This is a genomic window from Rhodospirillum rubrum ATCC 11170 (assembly GCF_000013085.1).
In the GTDB taxonomy this organism is placed as follows: Bacteria; Pseudomonadota; Alphaproteobacteria; order Rhodospirillales; family Rhodospirillaceae; genus Rhodospirillum; species Rhodospirillum rubrum.
The window spans coordinates 2,226,525-2,251,258 of the sequence record NC_007643.1; the positions used below are offsets into that span (position 1 = coordinate 2,226,525).

Sequence of the window (24,734 nt, forward strand, 5' to 3'; positions counted from 1 at the left end):
GAGGGCGACGACGATGGGCTTCCCGCCTTACGACGAACAGGCCACCGGCAGCAAGGCCTGGGTTTCCAGGGCGAGGTCAATCATGCGGATGAAGATCGCCGGTTCCTGGGCGCCGGAAATGGCGAACTGGCCGTTGAAGATGAAGCCGGGAACCCCGCTCATGCCGATGGCATGGGCGCGGGTGTTCTCGCTGACCACCTCGGCGATCTCGGCCCCGCCGGCGAGGTGCTCGCGCAAAAGCGCCCCGTCCAGGCCGCAGGCGACGCCAAGCGCGATCAGCGTATCGCGGTCGCCGATATCCTCGCCGTCCACGAAATAGGCCTGAAACAGCGCGTCAAACAGCGCCTCGCGCTGGCTGGTCGAACGCCCCAGGCGCAGCAGGCGGTGGGAATCGATGGTGTTGGGGGTGCGCTTGATGCGCTCGAAGCGGAACTCCAGCCCGACCAGCCGGCCGGCGCTTTCGGCGGCTTCCAGCATGCGGGCGGCGCGGCGCGGGCCGCCGAACTTGCGTTCCACATACTGCCGGCGATCCATGCCCTCGGCCGGCATCTCCGGGTTGAGCAAAAAGGGCCGCCAGCGCGGGCGGACCACGACCTCGGGCCGCTCGGCCAGGGCATGGAGAAGTCGGCGCCAGCCGATATGGCACCACGGGCAGGCGGTATCGAAAACGAAATCGATGTCCATGGTTGGTCCAGTATCGCGGGGTCGCGCGCCAGGGCGAAACCCCTAGTCATTCCCAGGGAACTATACCCCCGGATGCGCGGGGGTCAACGCCATGGATCCGGGTCGCGCCAAAGGGTATGGTGCGGCCGGGCAGGAGGCCTGGGGCCCCGCCCTTTTGCCATCGGCCACCCCTTTGCTTCTAAGAAAGTCTCCAAGATCATGCTGATCGACCTCGGCCTTATCGCCTTTACGCTGACCCTGTGGACCGCCATCGGCTTTCTTGGCCAGATCTTCTTTTCCATGCGCTTCATCCTACAGTGGTTGTCTTCGGAAAAGGCGCGGAAATCGGTGATGCCGGTGGCGTTTTGGTATTTCTCCATCCTCGGCGGCGCGACCTTGCTGGCCTATGCCATCCATCAGGAAGATCCGGTGTTCATTTTCGGTCAGGCCTTGGGCTTGATCATCTATGTGCGCAATCTGGTGCTGATCCGTAAGGAGAAGCAAAACGCCGTCATGGCCGCCGAGTAAGGATAATGACGGCGATCGCCTTTTGGTTGCGACGACCTTTTGATCGCGCCCTGCCCGCCGCCCGGGCGCTGGTGGCCTCGCCGCTGGCCCTGGCCTTGGCGGTGGCCCTGCTGCTCGGCCTGCAGCTGGCTATCCAGGGCGCCGTCTTCAGCGGCTTTCCCCGCGACGAGATCGAATCGATCTTCTGGGGCCAGGGGTGGGCCCTGGGCTATGATATCCAGCAACCGCCTTTGCACAATTGGATCGCCGGTCTGACCACCGCCGGTCTCGGCGTAACACCGCTGGCCTTCGCCCTGATCCGCATGGGCACCATCGCCCTGATGCTGCTCTTCGTCTGGCTGGGCACCCGCGCCGCCGCCGGGGGCGACCGCGTCGCCGCCGGGCTGGCCGTGCTGGGTCTTCTGGCCAGCGTCATGTTCGGCCTGCAGATCTTCCTGAACCTCACCCATACCCTGACCCTGCTTTGCGCCGTCGCCTTCTGTTTTTGGACGCTGACCCGCGTCGCCCGGCCCGAGGCCGGCCTTGGCGCCTATCTGCTGGTCGGGCTCGGGTTGGGGTTGGGCGCCCTGGCCAAATACAGCTTCGCCCTGGTCGCCCTCGGCCTGCTGATCGGCGCCCTGACCCACCCGATTTTGCGCCGACGGCTGATCGATTGGCGGACCCTGGCCGCCCTGGCCGTCGCCGGACTGATCGTTACCCCCCATGGCCTGTGGTTGCGGGGCGCCGATCACACGGTGCTGGCCGAAATGCCCGAGCTTCTCCATGCGGCGCCCCTGCCGCCGCTTCAGCGCGCCTGGGATATCCTGCGCACCGGCTGGATCGATCCGCTGGCCGGGGTGATCGTGCCGCTGGCCCTCCTCGCCCTCTGCCTGCCGGGCTTCGTGAAACCCGGCCTGCCGACGAGCGCGGGCGATCCCTCGCGTCCCTGGCGGCGGCTGTTGATCGTCGCCGTCGTCACCACCTTGGCCCTGGTCACGCTGGTGACCCTGGCCGCCGGCGGCAACCGGTTGCGCGATCACTATCTGATGCCCGCCGCCCTGCTGCTGCCGATCTGGGCCGCCCTGCGGGCGACGGCCCTAAGGCGTGGCGCGCCGGCGGAAGGGCGGGCGGCGTTTGGCCTGTGCGCCGCCGCCGCCCTGCTGGCCGCCGGGCTGGCCTTGGCGATGACGGTCATCCGGCCGCTGACCTGCGACCGCTGCCTGACCGATCTGCCCGTCGATCGCTGGGAACAGGCGGTGCGCGAGGCCGGTTTTGACGGCGGCACGCTGGTCAGCGGCTCGCTTGATAACGCCGCCGCCCTGTTTACCCGCTTCCCCGGCTCGCGCTTGGTGTGGCGCGCCCCCGGCGTCCCCTTGCGCGGCGACGGCGCCAGCACCCAAGGCGAGGGCTGCCTGATCGTGCTTGATCCCAAGCGCCCCGAAGCCGATCGCCAAAGCCTGGAAGGCTGGCTGGCCGAGCACCTGGAGGCCCCGACACCGCCGGCGCCGCCGCCCCTGCTCCAGGCCGAGGGACGCTTGCGCTCGGTTTTGGGAAATCGCACGGAAACCCTTTATTTTGTCGTTTATCCCCAAGGGATTGGCCAATGCCGCTAAAGCGGCGCGCAAGCCTTTAGCAAGCCGATCCCCGCCGGGATGTCGTCAACCGAGATGCCGGCATAGCCCAAAACGAAGGCGGCGGCGGCTGGGCCCTGGTAATGGCGAGTAATGGGATGGACGCCGATGCCGAGCACGGCCGCCCTGTCGGCCCAGGCCGCCATCGCCGCCGCGTCGAGACCGGGAAACCACGCCACAAGGTGCAAACCGGCGCTCGCCCCGCCAATCCGCACCATTCCGACGAAATGGCGGGTTAAGGCGTCGACCAGCACCGCCCGCCGCTCGGCCTGACGGGTGCGGACGCGGCGGAGGTGGCGGGCGAAAGTGCCGTCTTCCATCCAGCGCGCCAGGGCGTCTTGCTCCAGGGCCGGGCCATGGCGATCGCTGAGCCGCCGCGCCGCGCCGAACGGCCCGAGCAACCCGGCGGGAACCGAGGCCATGCCAAGGCGCAAGGCCGGAAACAACGCCTTGGAAAAGCTGGCGAGATGGATCACCCGCCCGTCGTCATCGCCGGCGGCCAGGGCGGCAAGCGGTCGGGCGCCATAACGGAACTCGCTGTCATAATCGTCCTCGATCACCCAGGCGCCCTCGGCCTTGGCCCAGGCCAGCAGGGCCATCCGCCGGGCCGGTGACAGAACGGCCCCGGTTGGAAACTGATGGGAGGGCGTCACGCAAACCCCGGCCACCGCCGCGTCGCGGGAAACAGCCTCCAGATGATCGACCCGCAGGCCCTGGTCATCGACCGGGATCGGCAAAAGCCGGGCGCCAAGCGCTGACAGGATTTCGCGAAATCCCTGGTAGCCCGGCTCCTCGACGGCGACGACGGCGCCGGGATCGACCAGCAAACGCGTTGCCAGATCAATGCCTTGTTGGCTGCCGTTGGTAATCACCACGCCACGCGTCCCGGTATCGATGCCGCGATGCAGGCGCAGCCAGTCGGCCACCGCCCGCCGCAAGGCCGGGCTACCCATGGCGTCTTGATAAAACAACTGACCGGGCTCGCGCCGTCGCAAGTCGAGAACCCCAAGAATGGCGCGGCGCCAATCCTTGTGGGGAAACAAGGTGGTATTCGATGTTCCGTAGAGAAAGTCATAGCGGGGCGACGCGGCGACGGCGGGCTGCGGATCCTCGGGCGTCACCCGCCGCCCCCATTGGGACAGCGCCACCGCCGTTCCCACCCCGGCCGGCGCCCCGCCAAGGCCCGCCCCCAGATCGGCCGGTTCGGGCAGGTCGCCGGCCACCCGGTGGCCCGACCCGGGACGGGCGATCAGATAGCCTTCGGCGCGCAGGCTATCGTAAGCCGCCAGCACGGTATTGCGCGAGACCCCCAACTCGGCGGCCAGCGCCCGGGTCGAAGGCAGGCGCGCCCCGGCGCCAAGCGCGCCGCTGAAGATCCGCCGCCGCAACAGGGCGATCAGCGCCGCCTGCAGCGGCATGCCTTCGGGCAGCAGGTCCAGCGTCATCGCCAGGGGTCCTTTCGCACGGAAAGTGGACCCATCACTTTGTCATAGGCTGGATCTTTTCGCGACCACCTGGATAGGGCACATCCCTGGAGCAGACAGCAGCTTTCCCCCCAGGAGGACCTTGACGATGACCGATCCCTCGCCGCGCGTTCAGCTTCGTCGCCATCCCGAGCGCGGCAGCCACCAGCGCGAGGCCATCCTCGCCGTGCTTGATGGCGCCTTCGTCTGCCATCTGGCCTTCGCCACCGAGAGCGGCCCGGCCTGCGTACCGACCTGCTATGGCCGCATCGATGATGTTTTGTATATCCACGGCGCCCCGGCCTCGCGGCTGATGGCCGGCGGACGCCAGGGCGGCCTGGCGGTTTGTCTAACCGTTACCCAGATCGACGGCGTGGTCATGGCGCGCAGCGCCTTCCACCATTCCTTGAATTTCCGCAGCGTCATGGTTTTGGGAACGGCGCAAGCGGTCAGCGACCCGGAGGAAAAGACCCGGGGGCTGGCGGCGATCACCGATCAGGTGGCGCCCGGTCGCTGGGATGAATGCCGGCCGATGACCGAGGCGGAACTGAAGGCGACGGCGGTGCTGCGCCTGGATCTGGCCGAAGCCTCGTTGAAGGAACGCCAGGGTCCGCCAAGCGACCCGGCGTCCGATGCCGGGCTGCCGATCTGGACCGGGGTGGTTCCTGTGGCGCTCAGCGCCGGCGCCCCGCTGGCCGCCGAGGAGAACGCCACCGCCGCTTTGCCGGACTCGGTCAAGCGCCTGCGCGCCCGCCATCCCGCCCCCTGATAATTCCGGCGGGGCCCCCCATGCCGGAAGGCCCCGCCGACAAGGCGTTTGTCAGTCGGCGGCCACGGCTTCGCGCATCGAACCGGTCTTGGCCGCCCGCACATGCCACGAGAAGGCCTCTTCGATCAGATGGGGGGTATGGCCGCCCCGGGTCAGGGCCCGGCGATAGTAATCGGCCAGTTGATCGCGATAGGCCGGGTGGACGCAGTTATCGATCACCACCTTGGCCCGCTCGCGCGGCGCCAGACCGCGCAGATCGGCCAGACCGATTTCGGTGATCAGGATATCCACGTCATGCTCGGTATGATCGACATGGCTGACCATCGGCACCACGCTGGAAATCGCCCCGTTCTTGGCGATCGACTTGGTGACGAACACCGACAGATAGCAGTTGCGCGCGAAGTCTCCCGATCCGCCGATGCCGTTCATCATCATCGTGCCGCCGACATGGGTGGAATTGACATTGCCGTAAAGGTCGAATTCCAGAGCGGTATTAATGCCGATCAGGCCAAGGCGGCGGATGATCTCGGGGTGGTTGCTGATCTCCTGGGGCCGCAACAAGATGCGGTTCTTGTAGCTGGGGAGATTGGGTAGGACCGCCCGGTATTTTTCCTCCGACAGCGTGATCGACGAGCCCGAGGCGAACAGCAGCTTGCCGGCATCGAACAGATCGAAGGTGCTGTCTTGCAGCACTTCCGAATACATCTTCAGGCTGTGGAAGGGCGACTCGATCAGGCCGTGCAGCACGGCGTTGGCGATCGACCCGATGCCCGCCTGCAGCGGCTGCAAGGTATTGCTGAGGCGCCCCAGGCTGACCTCGTGGCGCAGGAACTCGATCAGATGGCCGGCGATGGCGCGGGTATCGGCATCGGGCGGCGCCACGGTGGCGGCGCTGTCTTTCTTTTCGGTGACGACGATCGCGGCGATCTTGCTCGGATCGATGGGGATGAACGGCAGGCCGACCCGGCTTTCGCAAGCCACGATGGGAATCGGCTCGCGGAAGGGGCGGCGCGTCGGAATATAGATGTCGTGCAGCCCTTCAAGCTCGACGGGCTGGGACAGATTGATCTCGATGATGACCTTTTCGGCGAGGATGGCGAAGGTCGCCGAATTGCCGACCGAGGTCGTGGGGATGATGCCGCCGTCCTCGGTGATCGCCACCGCTTCCACCACCGCGACATCGATGGGGCCAAGCTGGCGGGTACGCAGCATCTCGACGGTTTCCGAGAGATGCTGATCGATGAACATCACCTCGCCCCGGTTGATGGCCTTGCGCAGGGCCGGATCGGCCTGAAACGGCAGGCGGCGGGCCAGAACACCGGCCTCGACCAGGGTCTTGTCCAGATCGTTGCCGAGCGAGGCGCCGGTCAACAGGGTAATCTTGAGAGGATCGGTCTTGGCCCGTTCGGCCAAAGCAAAGGGGACGGCCTTGGCCTCACCCGAACGGGTGAAACCGCTCATGCCAACGGTCATCCCATCTTTGATCAGGCTAGCGGCTTCTTCGGCGCTGACCACCTTGCCAAACAAGGAGGGGTGACGGATACGGTCCCGATACATGGCATTTCCCTGGTTGTTGCATCCACACTGCGGGGAGCTTGACGGGAACGGTAACGATGCGCCCCCTTGGCTGCAATCGCAACCAGCCTTGTGATGAGAACAATCCTCGCACGGGTGATATGCGTTTTAAACATGTCAGCGTCGGTGAGGACGCGTCGCTCGAAAGCGAAGGGAGCCAGCGCACAACGCCCTTGACGGCAGACCCTGGCGCGGTGCAGGCTTGGTTCACCATGATGCAAACCGCACCCAAGCTTCTACGACTTCTTTAAAGCTCGCTTTCCAGCGGGCCTTTCGTCGTTGTCGCTTCGCAGGTACCGGGTTTGCCCTCATGTTACACCCCTTTTCCCCGTCTCGCCGTTTCTTCTTTCCGCCGGCCTCGCCTGCGGAGGGCTTGCCGATGACATCGCCCTGCGGGCGAAGCTCGCCGATCTCGCTCTTTGGGCGACTCTGGCTGATGTCACCCTTTGGGCGACTCTGGCTGATGTCACCCTTTGGGCGACTCCGGCTTCCGGGACGACTAAGGAGCGGTCGCCGGGGCTTAACGGCCTCCCGGCGGCCGGTTTCCAGGCCATGCACCGCTCTCTCCTCCCCCGTTCGCCGCCATGAAAAGCCCAGCGCCAAGGAGCGCTTTCCGAGATGATGATCGATCCTTCCAAGAAATACCGACCCTTCCCGCCCGTCGCCCTGGCCGACCGCACTTGGCCCAGCGCCACCATCACCAAGGCGCCGATCTGGTGCGCCGTCGATCTGCGCGACGGCAATCAGGCGCTGGTCGAACCGATGGGCGCCGATCGCAAGGTCCGCATGTTCCAGTTGCTGTGCGAGCTGGGCTACAAGGAAATCGAAGTCGGCTTCCCCTCGGCCTCGCAAACCGATTTCGACTTCCTGCGCCAATTGATCGAACGCGACATGATCCCGGCCGATGTCACCATCCAGGTGCTGACCCAGGCCCGCGAAGACCTGATCAGCCGGACCTTCCAGGCGCTCGAGGGCGCGTCTTCGGCCATCGTCCACCTCTATAATTCAACCTCGACCCTGCAGCGGCGGGTGGTATTCGCCCTCGACCGCGCCGGCATCACCGATCTGGCGGTGCGCGGCGCCGAAATGGTGCGCGAGGGCGCGGCCAAGGCCTCGGCTTCAACCAAACTGCGCTTCCAATACTCGCCCGAAAGCTTCACCGGCACCGAACTCGATTACGCCGTGGAGATCTGCGAGGCGGTGATGGGAGTCTTCGAGCCGACCGCCGAGGCGCCCTTGATCCTCAACCTGCCCTCGACGGTCGAGATGGCGACGCCCAATGTCTATGCCGATCAGATCGAATGGTTCTGCCGGGCCCTGCCCCATCGCGACCGAGTGCTGATCAGCCTGCATCCCCATAACGACCGGGGAACGGCGGTGGCGGCGGCCGAACTGGCGCTGATGGCCGGGGCCGATCGCATCGAAGGCACGCTGTTTGGCAATGGCGAGCGCACCGGTAACGTCGATCTGGTGACCTTGGGCATGAACATGTTCACCCAGGGCATCGATCCGGGCATCGATTTCTCCAATATCGATCACATCCGCGAAATCGCCGAGGAATGTAACCGCCTGCCCGTCCACCCCCGCCACCCCTATGCCGGCGATCTGGTCTTTACTGCCTTCTCGGGCAGCCATCAGGACGCCATCAACAAGGGCCTGCATGCCATGGAGAAGACCAATCAGGACGTCTGGGAGGTGCCCTATCTGCCGATCGACCCCAAGGACATCGGCCGCAGCTATGAAGCGGTGATCCGCGTCAACAGCCAGTCGGGCAAGGGCGGCGTCGCCCATATCCTCGAACGCGATTATGGCATCCGCATGCCGCGCGGCCTGCAGGTCGAATTCTCCAAGGTGGTGCAGGCGATCACCGACACCACCGGCGAGGAGATCACCTCGCGCGGGCTGTGGAAGACCTTCGAGGAAACCTATCTCGGCGCCGGCAGCCCCTATAGCTTCCTGGAACACCACACCCGTCCCGATCCGGCCGGCAAGGACCAGCGCATCCTGACCGCCACGGTCAAGGCCGGTGGCAAGGTGCGCGATATCGATGGCCGCGGCACCGGTCCGATCGAGGCGCTGGTCGACGCCCTGCGCAAGGACAGCGGTCTGGCGATCACCATCGAGGATTACGAGGAGCACACCCTGCGCCCGGGATCGGACGCCCAGGCCGTCGCCTTCATCAAGGCCAGCCTGCCCGATGGCCGCGCCCATTACGGCGTGGGCATCGACGCCAACTTCGTCGTCGCCTCGCTGAAGGCGGTGCTCTGCGCCGCCAACCACCTGAGCGACAAGTAAGGCAGGAAGACGGCCCGAGCAAATCCCGAGCCCCCTGGACCAGAGGGCGACGACGATTTGCCTGACGATCAAGATCTGAGAGCGGCGGACCCACCTTCCACGGGAAGCGGGTCCGCCGGTTCGTCAGCAGCCGCCGGCGCGGCGAAGAACCTCGGCCACCGGCAGATGAATGCCGCATTCGGTCTTCTGCGCCCCGGCCCAGCGTCCGGCGCGGAAGCCATCCTCGGCCGAAGCGCGCACCGTGCAGGGCAGGCAGCCGACCGAGGGAAAGCCATCCTCCCACAGCGGATGGCGCGGCAGGTCGTGGGTTTCATAATAGGCGTCGACGTCATCGGCGCCCCAGCGCGCCAGCGGCGTGATTTTCACCAAAAAACCATCGGCCTCGGCCACCGGCATCTGCGCCCGCCCGCCGCCATGATGGCCCTTGCGGCCATTGATCCAGCAATCAAAGCCTTCCAGCGCCTTGCGCAGCGGCAGAACCTTGCGCAGGTAGCAGCAGCGGTCGGCATCGCGGCTGAACAGCATCAGATCCTGATCCTCGGCGGCGATCCGCGGTTCGGGCTTGAGGCTGCGCACATCGGTGAGCCCCAGACGTTCGACCAGCCGGTCGCGATAGCGCAGGGTTTCGCCAAACAGCCGGCCGGTATCGACGAACAGCACCGGGGTCGCCGGTTCGATGGCGGCGACCATGTGCAACAGCGCCGCCGCCTCGGTGCCAAAGGACGAAACCAGGGCGGTCCGCCGCACGAAGGCCCGCTTCAGAACATCCTCCAAGATCGCCTCGGCGGCGCTGTCGCCATGACGGCCGAGCAGATCCTCGATCGCCGGCGAGACATCGACTTCGGCGGTCATGCCAAGCCATCCTCGGCTTGCGCCGATGCCGCCGCGCGGGCCGCCCATAGGGCCGAGCGACCGTCGGAAGCGTGCTGATAGACATGACGAAGGCGATCGAGCACGGCGCTGACCGCCAGCGGGGCGAGCGGCACCTCGGACTCGACGGCATCGATCCCGCAGCGGGCCAGCAAGGTCACCTGATCAAGACCGATCCCGCCCAGGGCGCGCAGCTCGTGGCGATAGCCGAAGCGATCGCGCAGCAGGCGGGCCACCGAATAGCCGCGGCCATCGGTGAAACGGGGAAAGCGCAGGCCGATCACCGGCAGGACGGCGAGATCCGCCACCAGGGTCGGCCCCCAGTCTTCCGGCCCCTCGCCCGACTCGAGCCAGACGCCGCCGGCGAAGCCATTGGCGATCAGCTCCGCGCGCTCGCCTTTCCAGCGCGACAAGGGAACCAGCGCCTTGCCATCGTCGGGAAGCGCCGCCAGGGCGTCGAGCACGACAAGGTCCGAGGCCGGACGAACCGGGCGATCAAGCCGCAACGGAGCCATAAAGGGCCTCCTTGAAGGGGGTCACGCCAACCCGGCGGAAGGTCTCGATGAAGGTCTCGCCGTCCTGGCGCAGGCCGATGTAGGTATCGACCACGGTTTCCACCGCGCCGACGATGGCGTCGGCGGAAAAGCCCTGGCCGGTGATGCGGGCGATGGCGGCGGTTTCATCGGCGGCGCCGCCCAGCACCAGTTGGTAAGCCTCGTTGCCGGTCTTCTCGAGCCCGAGGATGCCGATATTGCCCGCGTGGTGGTGGCCGCAGGCGTTGATGCAGCCGCTGATGTTCAGGGTGATCGGGCCGATGTCGCGCAGGCGGGCCGGATCGGCGAAACGGGCGCTGAGCGCCTGGGCGATGGGGATCGAACGCGCCGTGGCCAAGGAGCAGTAATCCAGGCCCGGGCAGCTGATGATATCGCCGATCCGCCCGACATTGGCGGTTTCCAGCCCGGCCGCGACCAGAGCGGCCCAGAGCGCGGGCAGATCTTCTTGGCGAACATGGGGCAGCAGCAGGTTCTGCTCGTGGGTGACCCGCAGCAGCCCCTTGGAATAGCGCTCGGCCAGATCGGCGATGGTTTCAAGCTGGGCGGTGGTGGCGTCGCCCGGAATGCCCCCTGCGGGTTTCAGCGAAATCGTCACCCCGGCATGGCCGGCCACCTTATGGGCATGGACATTGGCATCGAGCCAGCCGGCGAAGGCCGGGTCGCTGGCGCGGCGCTTGGTGATGGCGCGCGAGGCCGCCAGCCCGCCGTCCTCGGGGGCGCTGTCTTGGGGCACGAAATAGCTTTGGATGCGGGCGATCTCGGCCTCGGGCACATCGATGGTGGCCCGGCCCATCGCCTCCCATTCCGCATCGACCTCGGCGCGGAAGGCCTCGACCCCCAGGCTGTCGACCAGGATCTTGATCCGCGCCTTGTATTTGTTCTCGCGCTGGCCCTGGCGGTTATAGACCCGCAAGATGGCCTCGATGTAGCTCAGCAGGTGTTGTTTGGGCAGGTCGTCGCGCAACAGCCGACCCAGGCGCGGGGTGCGGCCCATGCCGCCGCCGACGAAGACCTTGAAGCCGATCTCGCCGCCGCCGATCGGCGCCAGTTCCAGGCCGATGTCATGGAAGCGGATGGCGGCGCGGTCATGGCTGGCGCCGGTGATGGCGACCTTGAACTTGCGCGGCAAGAAGGTGAATTCGGGGTGGAAGGTCGACCACTGGCGGATCAGCTCGGCCCAGGGCCGGGGATCTTCGACCTCGTCGGCGGCGACGCCGGCCAAGGGATCGGTGGTGGTGTTGCGGATGCAGTTGCCGCTGGTCTGAATGGCATGCATCCCGACCTCGGCCAACTCTTCCAGAACGGCGGGAATATCCGACAGGGCGACCCAGTTGAACTGGATGTTCTGCCGGGTGGTGAAATGGCCATAGCCGCGATCATAGCGCTGGGCGATGGCGCCCAGGCGGCGCAACTGGGTGGCGTTGATCTCGCCATAGGGGATGCAGACCCGCAGCATATAGGCATGGAGCTGCAGATAGACGCCGTTCATCAGCCGCAGGGGGCGAAAGGCCTCCTCGTCAAGCTCCCCCGACAGGCGGCGGTTCACCTGATCGCGGAATTCGCTGATCCGGTCGGCGACAATGGCGGCATCGAATTCATCGTAACGATACATGATCAGGAAGCCTTGGACTGGATCTTGGACAGGGGAAGACCGGCGCCGGCCTGGACGGTGGGGCCCTGGGCGCGGATCCTTTCGCGCAAATGGGCGGGTTCGCCACCTTCCAAGGCGTGGCTGTAGATGCCGACGACGGCGGTATCGGGTTCGGCGCGGGCGCGGTCCAACTCGGCGGCCAGCGCCTCGCCGGACAGGGTCAGGGCCTCGGCCAAATCCGCCGACCAACCGCCATCGCCACGGCGATAAACCACCTTGCCATCGGTTAGGCGATTGGCGGTGATCACCTCGGCGGAAAAGACGGAACCGGCTTTGACGGGGTCGGAGGAGGTCATGGTCATGGTCCTAAAAAGCGAAGACACCGCGTTCAGCCCGCCTGGGACGGCAGGGCTTGGGAGGCGAAGGACGGATCGCCGGCGAAGGCGCGCGGGGTGGAAAAAACCGGGGCGATCGCCGGCAGGCGGCCGGCCTTGGCGACGACCTTGCCGACCAGCACCAGCCCCGGGGCATCGGGCGCGGCCAAGGCCCCTTGGGCGACCAGCCGGGGCAGCTCGCCCAGGGTTCCGCGCGAAACGCGCTGGCCCTGGCGGCTGGCGTCATGAACCACGGCCACCGGGGTCTCGGCCGACAGCCCGCCTTCGATCAGCCCCTCGGCCGCCGCCGTGGCCCGTGACAGGCCCATATAGACCGCCAGGGTGCCACCGGTCCGCGCCGCCGCCCGCCAATCGACGGCGGCCTCGCTCTCGCCGGCCGCCGGAGCGCGCCGATGGCCCGACAGCAAGGTGACGCTGGGCGCCCCGTCACGATCGGTCAGCGAGATGCCGATGGCGGCGGCGGCGGCCGAAGCCGCGGTGATCCCCGGCACCACCGTCCAGGCCACCCCGGCGGCGGCCAGGGCGTCGATTTCCTCGGACAGGCGGGCGAAAACCGCCGGGTCGCCGCCTTTCAGGCGCACCACCACCCGCCCCGCTGCGGCCAGATCGCACATCAACCGGCCAATCTGCTCCTGGGTCAGGCTCGCCCGGCCCTTGCGCTTGCCGACGTAGATCCGCGCGGCGTCGCGCCGGGCCATATCCAAGATCCCCTCGCCCACCAGATCGTCATAAACCAGGGCATCGGCCTCCTGGAGCAGGCGCTGGGCCTTCAGGGTCAGAAGATCGGGGTCTCCCGGTCCGGCGCCGACCAGATGAACGACCCCGGCGGCCGGCGCGCCGTTGTCCAGGGCCTCGCCGTCATTGAGCAGGCGCAGGGCGGCGGTTCGGGCGCGCGGCTCGTCGCCTTCCAGGGCGGCCAGGGCCGGGGCGCCGTCGAAGAAGCGGTCCCAGAAGCGCCGGCGCCGGTCGCCATCGGGCAGGGCTTGGGCGACCGTGCCGCGAAAGCCCTCGGCCAGCCGGGCGAGGGCTCCCAGCCGGGCGGGCAGCAAGCGGTCGATGGCGGCGCGCACCCGGCGCGCCAGCACCGGCGCCCGCCCCCCAGTTCCGATGGCCACGACGATCGGGCTGCGATCGACGATGGCCGGCGTCAGGAAATCGCATAATTCGGGGCGATCGACGACATTGACCAGCACCCCCCGGGCGCTGGCGGCGGCATGAACGGCCCTGTCCTCTTCCAGGCTTTCGCCGGCGGCATAGACCAACCGCACGTCGCGCCACTCCTCCTCGCCGCCCTGGCCGGGAAAGCCCTGGCGGTGATCAAGGGCGGGATGGCCGCGCAGATCTTGCCAATCGGCCGATAAGGCGGGCGCGAAAACGCTGACCCTGGCGCCGGCCTTGAGCGCCAGACGCGCCTTGGCGGCCGCGGCGGCGCCGCCGCCGACGACAAGAACGCGGACCCCGGTAAGGGTCAGAAAAATCGGGAAGCTGTCCATGGACGGGCCCTATAAAAATCTGGCGAGGATCCCTTACGGGAAGCATCGCGAAAGGCGGGGTTCCGATGAGAGCGACCGGTCCCCGGGGGCCGGCCGATCAGTCACGCGGAGACGACAGGACGTCGAAAAGGCCAACGAAGATCCAAGGGGAGGAAAACGACGCCAGCCTCCCTTGATCACCGGCCGATCGTCGACATCGCCCCTCCCTGAAAGACATCACGGGGCCTGTTCGTCGGGACCTTGAAGAGATTTGCCGACAAAAGCCGTCAAAACCCCCGGCGCGCCGTCGCCCCTCGCTGTGCCTCGCCTTGCTCACGTCCAAAAGCCTTTGCGAAATCCATTGATTTATTTGGATTGCCCCCTTGGGCGCGACGGCCGAAATGTCCATAATGTCTGCAACGCGCCACTCCAGGGCTTCTAAATTTTACATCTTCAACCACATTGTCAAGGTTTTTAAAACACAAAGAATATGTGTTAAAATTTAATTTAACATTTTTTAAAAGTATTTACCGACATTGCGGGTTATACGAACTTGAAAAAACTGCTTAACGACGATTTGATAATTCTACTCACGCCATAAGATACGCAGGGTCTCTACCGCCCTGACCCCAAAAAGGATGCATCGATGACCCGCTGGAAAACCACCGATCTTGATTCCGCGGCCCTCTTCCAGCGCAAGCGGGATGCGGTGATTCACGAAGCGGCGCAGGCTTTCAGTCGGTTTGGCTACCACGGCACCTCGCTTGACGATATCGCCCGCGTGCTCAACGTCACCAAGGCGGCGCTTTACTACTATGTCGCCAGCAAACAGGAGCTTCTGGCCCATTGCCATGCCATCGGGCTGGGGATCTGCGAGGCGTCCCTGGCCGATGGCCGGGCCAAGGCCACCAGCGGTCTGGATGCGATCGACGGCTTCGTCCGCGCCTATGTCGATCGCGCCACCGGGGAATTGGGGGTCTGTCTGCTGATTGGCGATCTGTCGTGCCTGGCTCCGGCGGCGCGGACCGAGGTGATGGCGCGACGCGACGCCTTCGAGGGGTCGTTGCGCGATCTGATCCGCGCCGGCCGCGAGGACGGCGGGATCAGGCCCGATGTCGATCCCAAGCTCAGCTGTTTTCAGATCCTTGGCGCGCTCAATCACATCCCGCGCTGGTACAGCCCAACGGGCCCGAACTCGCCCGCCGAGCTTGCCCAGTATTTCGCCCGCCAGATCCACGCCAGCCTGTCGATCTGATCGACAAAACCCTTCAACCCTGTCGATCTGATCGACAAAACCCTTCAACCCTGTCGATCTGATCGACAAAACCCTTCACCCCGTCGATCAGATCGAGACGCTCTGTAGATCGGCCCCGGGATCGGGAAAGGGCAGGTCTCCCGGAGCGCGGCGCAGCGGCGCCACCCCGTCAAACAGCAGGCCCATGGCCAGGGCGCGGGCCACCGCCTGGGCGGTGGTGCGCGCCATAAGCTTGCGCCGCGCCGCCCCCAGATGGTGTTCGGCCGTTCGATCGGCCACGCCCAGCCGATCGGCGACCTCGCCCACCTGACAGCCGCGCGCCGACCAGATCAGGCTCTCGCGCTCGCGGTTGGTCAGATGGATGACGTGGTCTTGCGGATTGACCCGGGTCGAAAACAGCGGGAACCGCTCCATGGCCTCATGAAAGGTATAGGCGAGGGCGACCAGGGTGGCGCCCTTGTCGGTCAGAATGCCCCTCCAGTCGTCATCGCCAAGCCCGGTGGCGCTGAAGAACAGGCCACCGGCGCTGCCATCGCGACCAAAGCGCACGGGGACGCTCAGGCCGTTGCGCACGCCAAAGGCCTCCCCCTCCTCCCAAACCCGGATCTGGCGTTCCGAAAGCTCGGCGAGCCGACGCGGCGTAACCCAGGGAACCGGTTGCGAAAAGCGGAAAACCCATTGAACGGCGGTATCGTGGCTAAGGTGTCCGGCCTGACTGTAGCGATCCAGGAAGGCTTGATCGAAATGGGACATATAGACCGTCTCGCGGCCCGGATCGCTGCGATAATGGGGGGAGAACAAGGCGCCATAGGACACATGGGGCACGCCCGCCGCCTCGAACTCCCGACGCATCAGACTCCAACACGACCGGGGCGTGTCACAGGCGGCAAGCCTGGTTTGAAAGCCGCATTGGGCAACGGTGAGGCTGCAGTCCTTGTTCACACTTGTCCCCCCTGCTTTCCGCAATCCCGCCCAGGTGAGGCGCAAGGGATATGATACGACTCTCTAACAAGTCGGCAAAGCCCGAGAATAACAACCTTCCGTGGAATCACCGTCAGGGGGCCGGCGGGCCATCCCGCCGCCGGTCCCTCCCCTATGTCGCCGTCTATTTCGCCGCCAGGGTGGCGTCGGCGTCGGGCGAGGCGGCGGTATCGTGCAAGGCCTGACGGATCGCCCGATCCTTGGCATAGATATCGCGCACGAAGGCCACCTTGCCGCCCTCGCCGCCCCAGGCGGTGATATAGACCAGATGGATGGGCAGCGGGCGATTGAGACGGACGACCTTGGGGGTTGGGCCGGAGAAATCCGCCGCCGTCTTGCCGATCCGGTCGGTAAAGCGTTCAAGGATGTAATTGGCCAGCAGCGCCGGTTCCTGCACGCGCACGCAGCCATGGCTGACCGCCCGGGCGCTGCGATCGAAGACCCCCCGGCTGTTGGTGTCGTGGAGATAGACCGCATATTCATTGGGGAACATGAACTTCACCGTACCCAGCGGATTGGCCGGTCCGGGATCCTGGCGCAGGCGATAGCTGCGCGCCGCGTCGGCCTTCCAATCCACCGACTCATGACCGACGCCGTCATCCCAGCCCTCGACCCCACGGGGCAGAACGGTGAAGCCCTTTTTGGCCAGATAAGCCGAATTCTCGATCTGCTTGGGAATGACCTCGGCCTGGGCGATCGAGATCGGCACGTTCCAATAGGGGTTGAATTCCATGTAGCGCAGGGTGTCGCTAAACAGCGGCGTTTCGAAATCCTGGCGGCCGACCGCCACCCGCATCGACAAGACCGTCGTCCGCCCCTCGTTCAGATAAAGCTGATATTGGGGCACATTGACCAGCAGATGGGTCTGGCCAAGGGCGCGCGGCAACAGCCGCCAACGTTCCAGGGCGACGCGGATCTGGGTGATGCGCTGGGCCGGGGTGGTGTTCATGTCGACCAGCGTACCGCGACCGATCACGCCATCGGCGCTCAGCCCGTGAGCGGCCTGGAAGATGCGGACCGCCTCGACCAGGAAGTCATCCAACAGCTCGGCGTCCGGCGGGCCGATGAAGGTCGGATCACTTCCCACGACGAGTCCCTCGGCCGCCAGACGCCGCCGCATCTCGGGCAGGCGCGGATCGCGATCGCCCGGCTTGATCGAGGCGCCATCGGCCAGATCGGTCGGCCAACCACCGTCGCGGGCCAAAGCCTGATAGCGGACTAGCCCCTGGCGCAACAGGTCGTATTGGGGCGTCGGCGGCGCCAGGGTCGCCAGGAACAGGCCGAAGTCGGGCGCGGCGCCGGCATTGGCCAGCAAATCCTCGGGGATCACCCCCTCCTCGCGCGCGAGAAGGGCCAGACGCTCGCTAAAGGGCAGAGCGCGCCGGCTTTGCCCAAGCAGACGATCGGTGGCGAAAAGCAAAAATGCCCGGCCCATCAGCAGATCGGCGGTCTGGGCATCGGCGGGGGTGGTGCGCGCCAGCAGCCGCTTGATCTCGCCCAGGCGATAGGCCTCGCGGTCGATCCCCTCTTCGGACGCGCCCTCCAGGGCGGCGATCAGGGCGAGCCCGCGCGGCGAGGCCGCCGCCCCGCTCATCCACAGCGGCTTGCCGCCGTGGTGGTCACGATAGGTCTTGGCCAGACGGGCGGCGGCATCGTTTTTGGACTCGGCCACGGCCAGCCCCGGGCGGGCAACGGCCGCCGACGGCGCGGCCAAAGGCGGCAGGGTGGCGGAACTGGGCGAATAGGTCGGGGTGCCCGGACCGATGGCCAGAGGATCGCTTGGCGGGTTCAGGCTGGTCGAGGCGAGGACGGCCGGCACGAAAAGGGCGGCGGCGAAAACACCCATCAGAGCACCACGCCCAAGGACCGCTCCGAAGGTCGCGCCCCGGAGGACGCCTTTACCGGGAAAACTGCCGATCGTCATAGGCCACAACTCCGAAAAACCATCATTGTCAACGGGTTCACGCGTATTTTTGGGGTAACGCGCGGGCTGACCAAGGCGTTCCCGCACCCTCCGTACAAAGCGGAGGCGGGGGGAGGCTGCGGGCTTTGTCTTGAAAGGGAGGTCTAACCCTCCGTCTATATAAGATGGATCCCCATGCCCCCGGCTGTCCAGGGCAGCGAGGGGACGGGAGCCGGCCAATCGTGATTTTTAGGCACCATGATGCAATGCGGCAACAACCCTGCGGCCAAGCTCCGAAAAAACCGGTTTACCCCTTATTTTTAAAGGTCTTCTCCGTCTTCCCCCGGGGCTTTTCCGGCCGCGTCCAACGGCGAAGCGGAAGGCGGCGGCGTCGCCGCCAGGGCGCGTTCGACGACGGCCAGATTGTGTTCCCAATCGCGCATCGGCGTTCCGGCCAGGGCCAGCGACTGGCGCATCAAGCGCGCCGCCAGCAGCCGATCGCCCCGCCGATGCATCACCACGCCCAAAAGATGCACGGCGGCGGGATGTTCGGGCACGCGCTTGAGCACGCCGCGCAGCACGTCCTCGGCCCGGCCCAATCGACCGGCGCGAATGTGAACGACGGCGGCGCTGACCCCGGCGCCCGGGGTCAGGAACAGCCGTTCACCGGGCGGCGCCGTGATCGCCTGAAGCACCCGGTCTTCCAACGGCAACTCCAAACGATCGAGCAGCAGGCGGGTCACCGCCCCGGCATCGGCCAAAAAGGCCTCGCGGCTGATTTCAATGATCCGCCCGGGCAGGGCCGTGGCCCAATGGTCGATCAAGCGGTTCTGGGTTTGCGCCAGCAAGCCGGCCTCGGCGCCCAGCGTCCCCCCCTCCCCGGCTTCGTCCAGGGCGTCGCGGCAAAAGATCAGGGGAGCCTTGGGAAAAAGCAGATGGACCAGTCCGACCAGGGCGGCATTCAGGCCGCGGCCGTCCAGCACATGGTCGGCCATCGGATCTTCCTGGAGGATCCGGGTCAGCAGCCAGCCCGCGACCTTGAGCGAATCGGTCGCCGACAGGCCATCGAGGCTTTCGGGAAAGACCCGCGCCCGCCCGGCATCGTGGTCCCAGGCTTCCAGGGTCTCGACGACCCCGGGGATAAGATCAAGGGGGGGGGCGCCGTGAATGCGCGAATGGGCGGTCAGGATCGCCTGAACGCGCTTGGCCAAAGGCGTCGCCGGCCCCACCAGGAAAAGCGGCACCCGGGTCGGATCGCCATGGGCCTGACGGGCGGCGAAGAACACCGGCGACTGATGGGCGATAACCCGATCAGCTCGCCCGGCGAGCGCCAGCGACTCACGGCAGGCGGGAGCCGGCTGGGGCGGCGCGATCTTGGAAGCCTGACGGATATCGCGATCCCGGCCGTCCCCGGGGACGGGGATTGGCTGGCTTGGATCGGGGTTGGTCATAGCAGGCCCCTTGTGTCCGCCATCGGGCCGGGCCATGGTAGCGCCCTCCGGCATCGACGCCAAGACGCGCAACCGCTTCTTCCGACCGGAGAAATCCATTTTGCTCCTCCCTCGCGCAATCGGGCTATCGATGAATTACGATCACGCGTACCACGCCGGGAATTTTGCCGACGTTCTGAAGCATACAGTCCTTGCGCTATGTTTGAACCACCTTACCCGCAAGCCCAAGCCCTTTTTCGTCCTCGACACCCATGCCGGTCAGGGGCGATTCGATTTGGCCGGACCGGAGGCGGAGAAAACCGGCGAGGCGCGGGGCGGCATCTTCCGCCTGCTCGAAGCCCCCGACCTGCCCGAAGCCCTTGCCCCCTATCTCGCCCAGGTGCGGCGGCTGGGCATGGTCGAGGGCACCCTGCGGCGCTATCCCGGCAGCCCCCTGCTCGCCCGGGCCCTGATGCGGCCCGGCGACAGGCTGGTGGCGGCCGAATTGCACCCGGTCCACGGCGAAAGCCTAGCCCGGCTGATGCGCGGCGACCGCGATACCCGCATCGAGGCCCGCGACGGCTATGAGGCGCTCAAGGCCCTGGTCCCGCCCCCCGAGCGCCGGGGGCTGGTGCTGATCGACCCGCCGTTCGAGCGCACCGACGAATTCACCGCCCTGGAGCGCGCCGTCACCGCCCTGGTCGGGCGCTGGCGCGCCGGCACCTGCGTAATCTGGTACCCGATCAAGGACGAGCCCGCCGTCCGCCGCTTTCACCAGACCTTGAAGGACCGTCTTGATGTGCCGACCCTGATCGCCGAATTATGGGTCAGGCCGCGCTTTCCACCGCTGAAACTGAACGGCACCGGGCTGGTGATCCTTAATCCGCCCTATCCGCTGCACACCGCCCTGCCCGAGGTGCTGCCCTGGCTGGCCGGGGTGCTGGCCGAGCCCGGCGGCGGCGACTGGCGTCTTGACTGGTTGATCGAGGAGAGGATGGGACCATGCCCCGGCTGATCCTTCTCAATAAGCCCTATGACGTGCTCAGTCAGTTCACTGACCGGGCCGAGGGCCGGGCCACCCTCGCCTCGCTGGTGCCGATCCCCGGGGTTTATGTCTGCGGGCGCCTCGATCGCGATAGCGAAGGCTTGCTGCTGCTGACCGACAACGGCCCCTTGCAGCACCACATCAGCCATCCGCGCTCCAAGGTGCCCAAGACCTATCGGGCCCAGGTCGAAGGGGTCGCCGACAAGGCCGCGCTTGATCGCTTGCGCCAGGGGGTGACGCTGCGCGACGGCCCGGCCCGCGCCGTGACGGTCGAGGCGATCGACGAGCCGGCCGGGCTGTGGCCGCGCGATCCACCGATCCGCTGGCGGGCGAACATCCCGACGAGTTGGATCGAGCTGACCATCGACGAGGGCCGCAATCGCATGGTCCGGCGGATGACGGCGGCGGTCGGCCTGCCAACCCTGCGGCTGATCCGCTGGTCGATCGGCGATTGGACCTTGGAGAACCTGCCGCCGGGAAGCTGGCGCGAGGAGACCGCGAGCCTGCCGGCGCGTCGCCGCCCCGCCGCCAAACCGCCGCGCCCTCCCCGCCGTTAGCCGCCACGCCCTTTCCTCGCTGCCAGCGCGCGGGCGGCGCGCGAGGCCGGGGGGCGCCCCAGGGTCTGGCAAAGCGCCAGACCGGCGAGGCGCAGCTTCTCTAGATCGACGCCGCTGGCGATCCCCATGCCGTCAAGCATATAGACCACATCCTCGGTCGCCACATTGCCGCTGGCCCCCGGGGCATAGGGGCAGCCGCCCAGACCGGCGACCGAACAGTCAAAGGTGGTGACGCCGATTTCGAGCACCGCCAGGATATTGGCCAGGGCCTGACCATAGGTGTCGTGGAAATGGGCGGCCAACCGCTGGACCGGCACCGCTCCGGCCACCGCCTGGACCATCTCCCGCGCCCGACGCGGCGTGCCGACGCCGATGGTATCGCCCAGGCTGATCTCGTGGCAGCCCATGGCGGCCAGGGCCGCCGCCACCTCGACCACCCGGTCGATCGCCACCGCGCCCTCATAGGGACAACCAAGCACGCACGACACATAGCCGCGCACGGCGATGCCGCGATCCTTGGCCCGCGCGGCGACCTCGGCTAGACGCTCCAGGCTTTCCGCGATCGAGCAGTTGATGTTCTTTTTTGAAAAGGTCTCGGAGGCGGCGGCGAACACGGCGATATCGTCCACGCCCACCGCCTCGGTCGCCGCCTTCAGGCCCTTGAGATTGGGCACCAGAACCGGATAGCGCACCCCCGCCCGCCGGTGGATGGCCGCCAGAACGGCGGCGCTATCGGCCATCTGCGGCACCCGCCCGGGGGCGACGAAGGCGCCCGCCTCGATCACCGGCAGCCCGGCCGCCGACAGGGCGTCGATCAGCGCCACCTTGGCGGCCAGCGGCACCACCCCGGCCTCGTTCTGCAGGCCGTCGCGCGGACCGACCTCGACCAGCCGCACGGCATCGGGGCTCATGGCGACGCCTCCGCGCCCACCGGCTTGATCACCCCCTCGCCCGCCGGCTTACCCCCCTCCTCGCCCGCCGGCTCGATCACCGCCAGGACCCGCCCCTCCTCGACCTGATCGCCGGCGGCCACGCCGATCGCGGCGATCCGCCCGCCGGCCGGGGCGGTGATGGTAGTTTCCATCTTCATGGCTTCAAGCACCAGCAGCGGCTGGCCGCGCTCGACCCCATCGCCCACCGCCACCAGCACGGCGACGATCCGCCCGGGCATCGGCGCGCTCAGCCCGCCCACCGCCTCCTCGGCGGCGGCGTCGATCCCCTCGGCCAGACCCAGGCTATACAGGGTGTCGCCGTGGATCACCTTGAGCAGCGTGGGTTGACGCAAGACGACGGCGCGGCTGGTTCGCCCATCGATCTCGATCTCCATCGCGCCATCGGCCTCCAGACAGCCGCGAACGGCCAAAGCCGCCCCGGCTCCGGGCACATCGACCAGGAAGCCGTCGCCCTGGAACCGCACCAGCACCCGGAGCGCCCGATCGCCATCGCGCAACTCAACGCCATGGTGGTTGTCATCATTGAGCCGCCAGCCGTTGACCGCGTTCCACGGCGAATGGGGATCGCCCGAGGCCCGCGCCCGGGCCGCCGCCTCGCGCCGGGCGCTCAACACCACGAACACCGCGGCCACGGCCAGCACCTCGGGCGGCGCGGCCGGGATGGCGGGAAGCAGCCGGTCGATCTCGGCTTCGATGAACTTGGTGGAAACCGCGCCGGCGGCGAAATCCGCGTGGTCGGCCAGGGCGGCGAGAAAGGCCAGATTGGTCGAAGGACCGATGATCTGAAAGGCCCGCAGCGCCCGGGACAAACGGGCGAGGGCGCGGGCGCGGTCCTCGTCCCAGACCACCAGCTTGGCGATCATCGGATCATAATGGACGCTGACCTCATCGCCTTCGCCAACCCCGGTGTCGATGCGCAGATGACCATCGGCGGGGGGCGGCCGGAAGCGCAAAAGGCGGCCGGTCGAGGGCGCGAAGCCACGGGCCGGATCCTCGGCGTAGATCCGCGCCTCGAAGGCGTGACCGCGCGCCGTGATCTGATCTTGGGTCAACGGCAACGGTTCTTTGGCCGCCACCCGCAATTGCCATTCCACCAGATCCAGGCTGGTGATCTTCTCGGTGACCGGATGCTCGACCTGAAGACGGGTGTTCATCTCTATGAAATAATAGGCGTTATCCTGATAAAGGAACTCCACCGTTCCGGCACCGACATAGGTCAGCGCCCGGGCCGCCGCCACCCCGGCCGCCGCCATCGCCCGGCGCAGGGCGGGATCAAGATCGGGGGCCGGCGCCTCCTCGATCACTTTTTGATGGCGGCGCTGGAGCGAGCAATCGCGTTCGAACAGGGAAACCACCCGCCCCTGGTGATCGCCAAAGATCTGGATTTCGACATGGCGGGGATGGTCGAGGTATTTTTCGATGAGCATGGTGTCATCGCCGAAGGCGGCCATCGCCTCGCGCCGGGCCGAGGCTAGGGCGGCGGCGAAAGCCCCGGCCTCGCCAACCACCCGCATGCCCTTGCCGCCCCCGCCGGCGCTGGCCTTGATCAGCACCGGATAGCCGATGCGCGCCGCCGCCTTGGCCAAGGTCTCCTCGCTTTGGTCGGCGCCATGGTAGCCCGGAACCAGCGGCACGCCGGCCGCCGCCATCAGTGCCTTGGCCCGCGCCTTCGATCCCATCGCCTCGATCGCCTCGACCGACGGACCGATGAAGGTCACGCCGGCTTCGGCGCAGGCGCGGGCGAAGGCGGCGTTCTCGGACAGGAAGCCATAGCCGGGATGGATGGCCGTGGCCCCGCTCAAACGGGCGGCTTCCAGGATGCGCCCGCCGTCGAGATAACTGTCGCGCGCCAGGGCCGGTCCGATGCGGATGGCCTCGTCACAGGCGCGCACGGCGGCGCTCTGGGCGTCGGCGTCGGAAAACACCCCCACCGTCGCCACCCCCAGGCGCTTGGCGGTGCGGGCGATGCGACAGGCGATCTCGCCGCGATTGGCGATCAGCAGTCGTGAAAACACGCGCGCGCCTCCTCGCCCTCGGGGTCGGGGGTCATCCAGACCGGCGAGCGTTTTTCCAGAAAGGCGGCCATGCCCTCGCGCGCCTCGTCCGAGGAGCGGCGGTCGGCGATGCGGACCGCGCTCTCGCGCAACAGCGCCTCGTCCATCACGCTGTTCTCGACCAGCCGGATCAGATCCTTGACCTCGCTCTGGGCTTCGGGGGCGCCGGCGAGCAGGGCGGCGATCACCGCCGCCGCCACCCCTTCCAGGGCATCGGCGGCGACGACGTCGCTGACCAGCCCCAGCCCGAGGGCGCGCTGGGCGCCAAAGGTCTCGGCGGTCAGGAACAAGCGGCGGCAGGCGCGCGGACCGATGGCGCGGATGACATAGGGCGAGATCACCGCCGGAATCAGCCCCAGGCGCACCTCCGACAGGCAAAACAGCGCCGGCTCGGCGGCCAGGGCGATATCGCAGGCCGCCACCAGCCCGACCCCGCCGCCATAGGCCACGCCCTGGACCAGGGCGACGGTCGGCTTGGGACAAAGATCGATGACCTGCAGCATGCGGGCGAGTTCCAGGGCGTCGATCAGGTTCTCGCTGCGGCTGAAATCGGCCATCCGCCGCATCCAGCCCAGATCGGCGCCGGCGCTGAAGGCCCGGCCCTGGGCGGCGAGCACGATCACCCGCACCGCCGGATCACGGCCATGGCGCAGAACCGCCTCGGTCAGCTCGGCGATCAGGCGGTCGTCAAAGGCGTTGCGCACCTCGGGACGGTTCAGCGTCAAGCGGACCACCCCCCGGGGTTCAACCGTTTCAACAAGCAGATCCATG

At 67.2% G+C, this 24,734-nt stretch carries 21 protein-coding genes; 7 read left to right on the top strand and 14 right to left on the bottom strand.

Annotated features, from left to right (window positions below):
- Positions 1-27 precede the first annotated feature (27 nt).
- Complete coding sequence (locus RRU_RS09970) at positions 28-684, bottom strand: DsbA family oxidoreductase (protein ID WP_011389675.1); 657 nt, start codon at positions 682-684, stop codon at positions 28-30.
- 198 nt (positions 685-882) lie between these two features.
- Between RRU_RS09970 and RRU_RS09975 the strand changes: the two genes are divergently transcribed.
- The gene (locus RRU_RS09975) at positions 883-1,191 is read left to right on the top strand and encodes a lipid-A-disaccharide synthase N-terminal domain-containing protein (RefSeq protein WP_011389676.1); all 309 of its coding nucleotides are present in this window, start codon (positions 883-885) and stop codon (positions 1,189-1,191) included.
- A gap of 5 nt (positions 1,192-1,196) precedes the next feature.
- A complete protein-coding gene (locus RRU_RS09980; protein WP_011389677.1) occupies positions 1,197-2,783 on the top strand; it encodes a glycosyltransferase family 39 protein in 1,587 nt (528 codons plus the stop codon).
- On the opposite strand, the gene RRU_RS09985 is transcribed toward RRU_RS09980, so the two are convergent.
- Positions 2,780-4,246, bottom strand: coding sequence for a PLP-dependent aminotransferase family protein (locus RRU_RS09985; RefSeq protein WP_011389678.1), 1,467 nt, complete (start codon positions 4,244-4,246; stop codon positions 2,780-2,782). The two genes, RRU_RS09980 and RRU_RS09985, sit on opposite strands and share 4 nt — an antisense overlap.
- Positions 4,247-4,373: 127 nt before the next feature.
- On the opposite strand from RRU_RS09985, the gene RRU_RS09990 reads away from it, so the two are divergent.
- Entirely contained in the window at positions 4,374-5,033 is a 660-nt protein-coding gene (locus tag RRU_RS09990) for a pyridoxamine 5'-phosphate oxidase family protein (protein ID WP_011389679.1), read from the top strand.
- 51 nt (positions 5,034-5,084) lie between these two features.
- Here RRU_RS09990 and RRU_RS09995 read toward each other — a convergent pair whose 3' ends face one another.
- On the bottom strand, positions 5,085-6,590 hold the full coding sequence (locus RRU_RS09995; protein ID WP_011389680.1) for an acetyl-CoA hydrolase/transferase family protein: 1,506 nt from the start codon (positions 6,588-6,590) through the stop codon (positions 5,085-5,087).
- Between the two features lie 636 nt (positions 6,591-7,226).
- Between RRU_RS09995 and leuA the strand changes: the two genes are divergently transcribed.
- Positions 7,227-8,903, top strand: a complete 1,677-nt coding sequence (gene leuA, locus RRU_RS10000) for a 2-isopropylmalate synthase (RefSeq protein ID WP_011389681.1) — start codon at positions 7,227-7,229, stop codon at positions 8,901-8,903.
- A gap of 123 nt (positions 8,904-9,026) precedes the next feature.
- Here the strand turns inward: leuA and RRU_RS10005 are convergent, their stop codons facing one another.
- Genes RRU_RS10005 through cysG form a run of 5 tightly spaced genes read right to left on the bottom strand, consistent with a single transcriptional unit; the run spans position 9,027 to position 13,806 of the window.
- Entirely contained in the window at positions 9,027-9,755 is a 729-nt protein-coding gene (locus RRU_RS10005; RefSeq protein WP_011389682.1) for a phosphoadenylyl-sulfate reductase, read from the bottom strand.
- A complete protein-coding gene (locus RRU_RS10010; protein ID WP_011389683.1) occupies positions 9,752-10,288 on the bottom strand; it encodes a DUF934 domain-containing protein in 537 nt (178 codons plus the stop codon). Before RRU_RS10010 ends, RRU_RS10005 begins: the two co-directional genes overlap by 4 nt.
- Positions 10,269-11,939 (bottom strand): nitrite/sulfite reductase, encoded by a 1,671-nt coding sequence (locus RRU_RS10015; RefSeq protein ID WP_011389684.1) that lies wholly within the window; start codon positions 11,937-11,939, stop codon positions 10,269-10,271. Before RRU_RS10015 ends, RRU_RS10010 begins: the two co-directional genes overlap by 20 nt.
- A 2-nt stretch (positions 11,940-11,941) precedes the next feature.
- Positions 11,942-12,274, bottom strand: coding sequence for a DUF2849 domain-containing protein (locus RRU_RS10020; protein WP_011389685.1), 333 nt, complete (start codon positions 12,272-12,274; stop codon positions 11,942-11,944).
- Between the two features lie 32 nt (positions 12,275-12,306).
- Positions 12,307-13,806: a siroheme synthase CysG gene (gene cysG / locus RRU_RS10025; RefSeq protein ID WP_011389686.1), complete on the bottom strand. Its 1,500-nt coding sequence runs from the start codon at positions 13,804-13,806 to the stop codon at positions 12,307-12,309.
- A gap of 625 nt (positions 13,807-14,431) precedes the next feature.
- Here cysG and RRU_RS10030 point away from each other — a divergent pair.
- A complete protein-coding gene (locus RRU_RS10030) occupies positions 14,432-15,040 on the top strand; it encodes a TetR/AcrR family transcriptional regulator (protein ID WP_011389687.1) in 609 nt (202 codons plus the stop codon).
- An 87-nt stretch (positions 15,041-15,127) separates the two neighbouring features.
- Here the strand turns inward: RRU_RS10030 and RRU_RS10035 are convergent, their stop codons facing one another.
- The 3 genes from RRU_RS10035 to RRU_RS10045 all read right to left on the bottom strand — a co-directional run bounded on the left by RRU_RS10035 (position 15,128) and on the right by RRU_RS10045 (position 19,375).
- Complete coding sequence (locus RRU_RS10035; RefSeq protein ID WP_269147102.1) at positions 15,128-15,982, bottom strand: helix-turn-helix transcriptional regulator; 855 nt, start codon at positions 15,980-15,982, stop codon at positions 15,128-15,130.
- A gap of 163 nt (positions 15,983-16,145) precedes the next feature.
- Positions 16,146-17,867, bottom strand: coding sequence for a L,D-transpeptidase family protein (locus RRU_RS10040; RefSeq protein ID WP_237703750.1), 1,722 nt, complete (start codon positions 17,865-17,867; stop codon positions 16,146-16,148).
- 377 nt (positions 17,868-18,244) lie between these two features.
- Positions 18,245-19,375, bottom strand: coding sequence for a sulfotransferase (locus tag RRU_RS10045; RefSeq protein WP_162470611.1), 1,131 nt, complete (start codon positions 19,373-19,375; stop codon positions 18,245-18,247).
- 202 nt (positions 19,376-19,577) lie between these two features.
- Here RRU_RS10045 and RRU_RS10050 point away from each other — a divergent pair, with 202 nt between their 5' ends.
- The gene (locus RRU_RS10050) at positions 19,578-20,369 is read left to right on the top strand and encodes a 23S rRNA (adenine(2030)-N(6))-methyltransferase RlmJ (RefSeq protein WP_014626278.1); all 792 of its coding nucleotides are present in this window, start codon (positions 19,578-19,580) and stop codon (positions 20,367-20,369) included.
- Positions 20,357-20,956 carry an rRNA large subunit pseudouridine synthase E gene (locus RRU_RS10055; protein ID WP_011389692.1) on the top strand — a complete coding sequence of 200 codons (600 nt, stop codon included), beginning with the start codon at positions 20,357-20,359 and terminating at the stop codon, positions 20,954-20,956. Before RRU_RS10050 ends, RRU_RS10055 begins: the two co-directional genes overlap by 13 nt.
- Here the strand turns inward: RRU_RS10055 and RRU_RS10060 are convergent.
- From RRU_RS10060 to RRU_RS10070, 3 genes are read right to left on the bottom strand one after another with little or no spacing between them, the layout of a single operon-like run.
- A complete protein-coding gene (locus RRU_RS10060; RefSeq protein ID WP_011389693.1) occupies positions 20,953-21,867 on the bottom strand; it encodes a hydroxymethylglutaryl-CoA lyase in 915 nt (304 codons plus the stop codon). The two genes, RRU_RS10055 and RRU_RS10060, sit on opposite strands and share 4 nt — an antisense overlap.
- Positions 21,864-23,924 (bottom strand): acetyl/propionyl/methylcrotonyl-CoA carboxylase subunit alpha, encoded by a 2,061-nt coding sequence (locus RRU_RS10065; RefSeq protein ID WP_011389694.1) that lies wholly within the window; start codon positions 23,922-23,924, stop codon positions 21,864-21,866. The genes RRU_RS10060 and RRU_RS10065 overlap by 4 nt, the downstream gene beginning before the upstream one ends.
- Positions 23,906-24,733: an enoyl-CoA hydratase/isomerase family protein gene (locus RRU_RS10070; protein ID WP_011389695.1), complete on the bottom strand. Its 828-nt coding sequence runs from the start codon at positions 24,731-24,733 to the stop codon at positions 23,906-23,908. The genes RRU_RS10065 and RRU_RS10070 overlap by 19 nt, the downstream gene beginning before the upstream one ends.
- Between the last annotated feature and the right edge of the window lies 1 nt (position 24,734).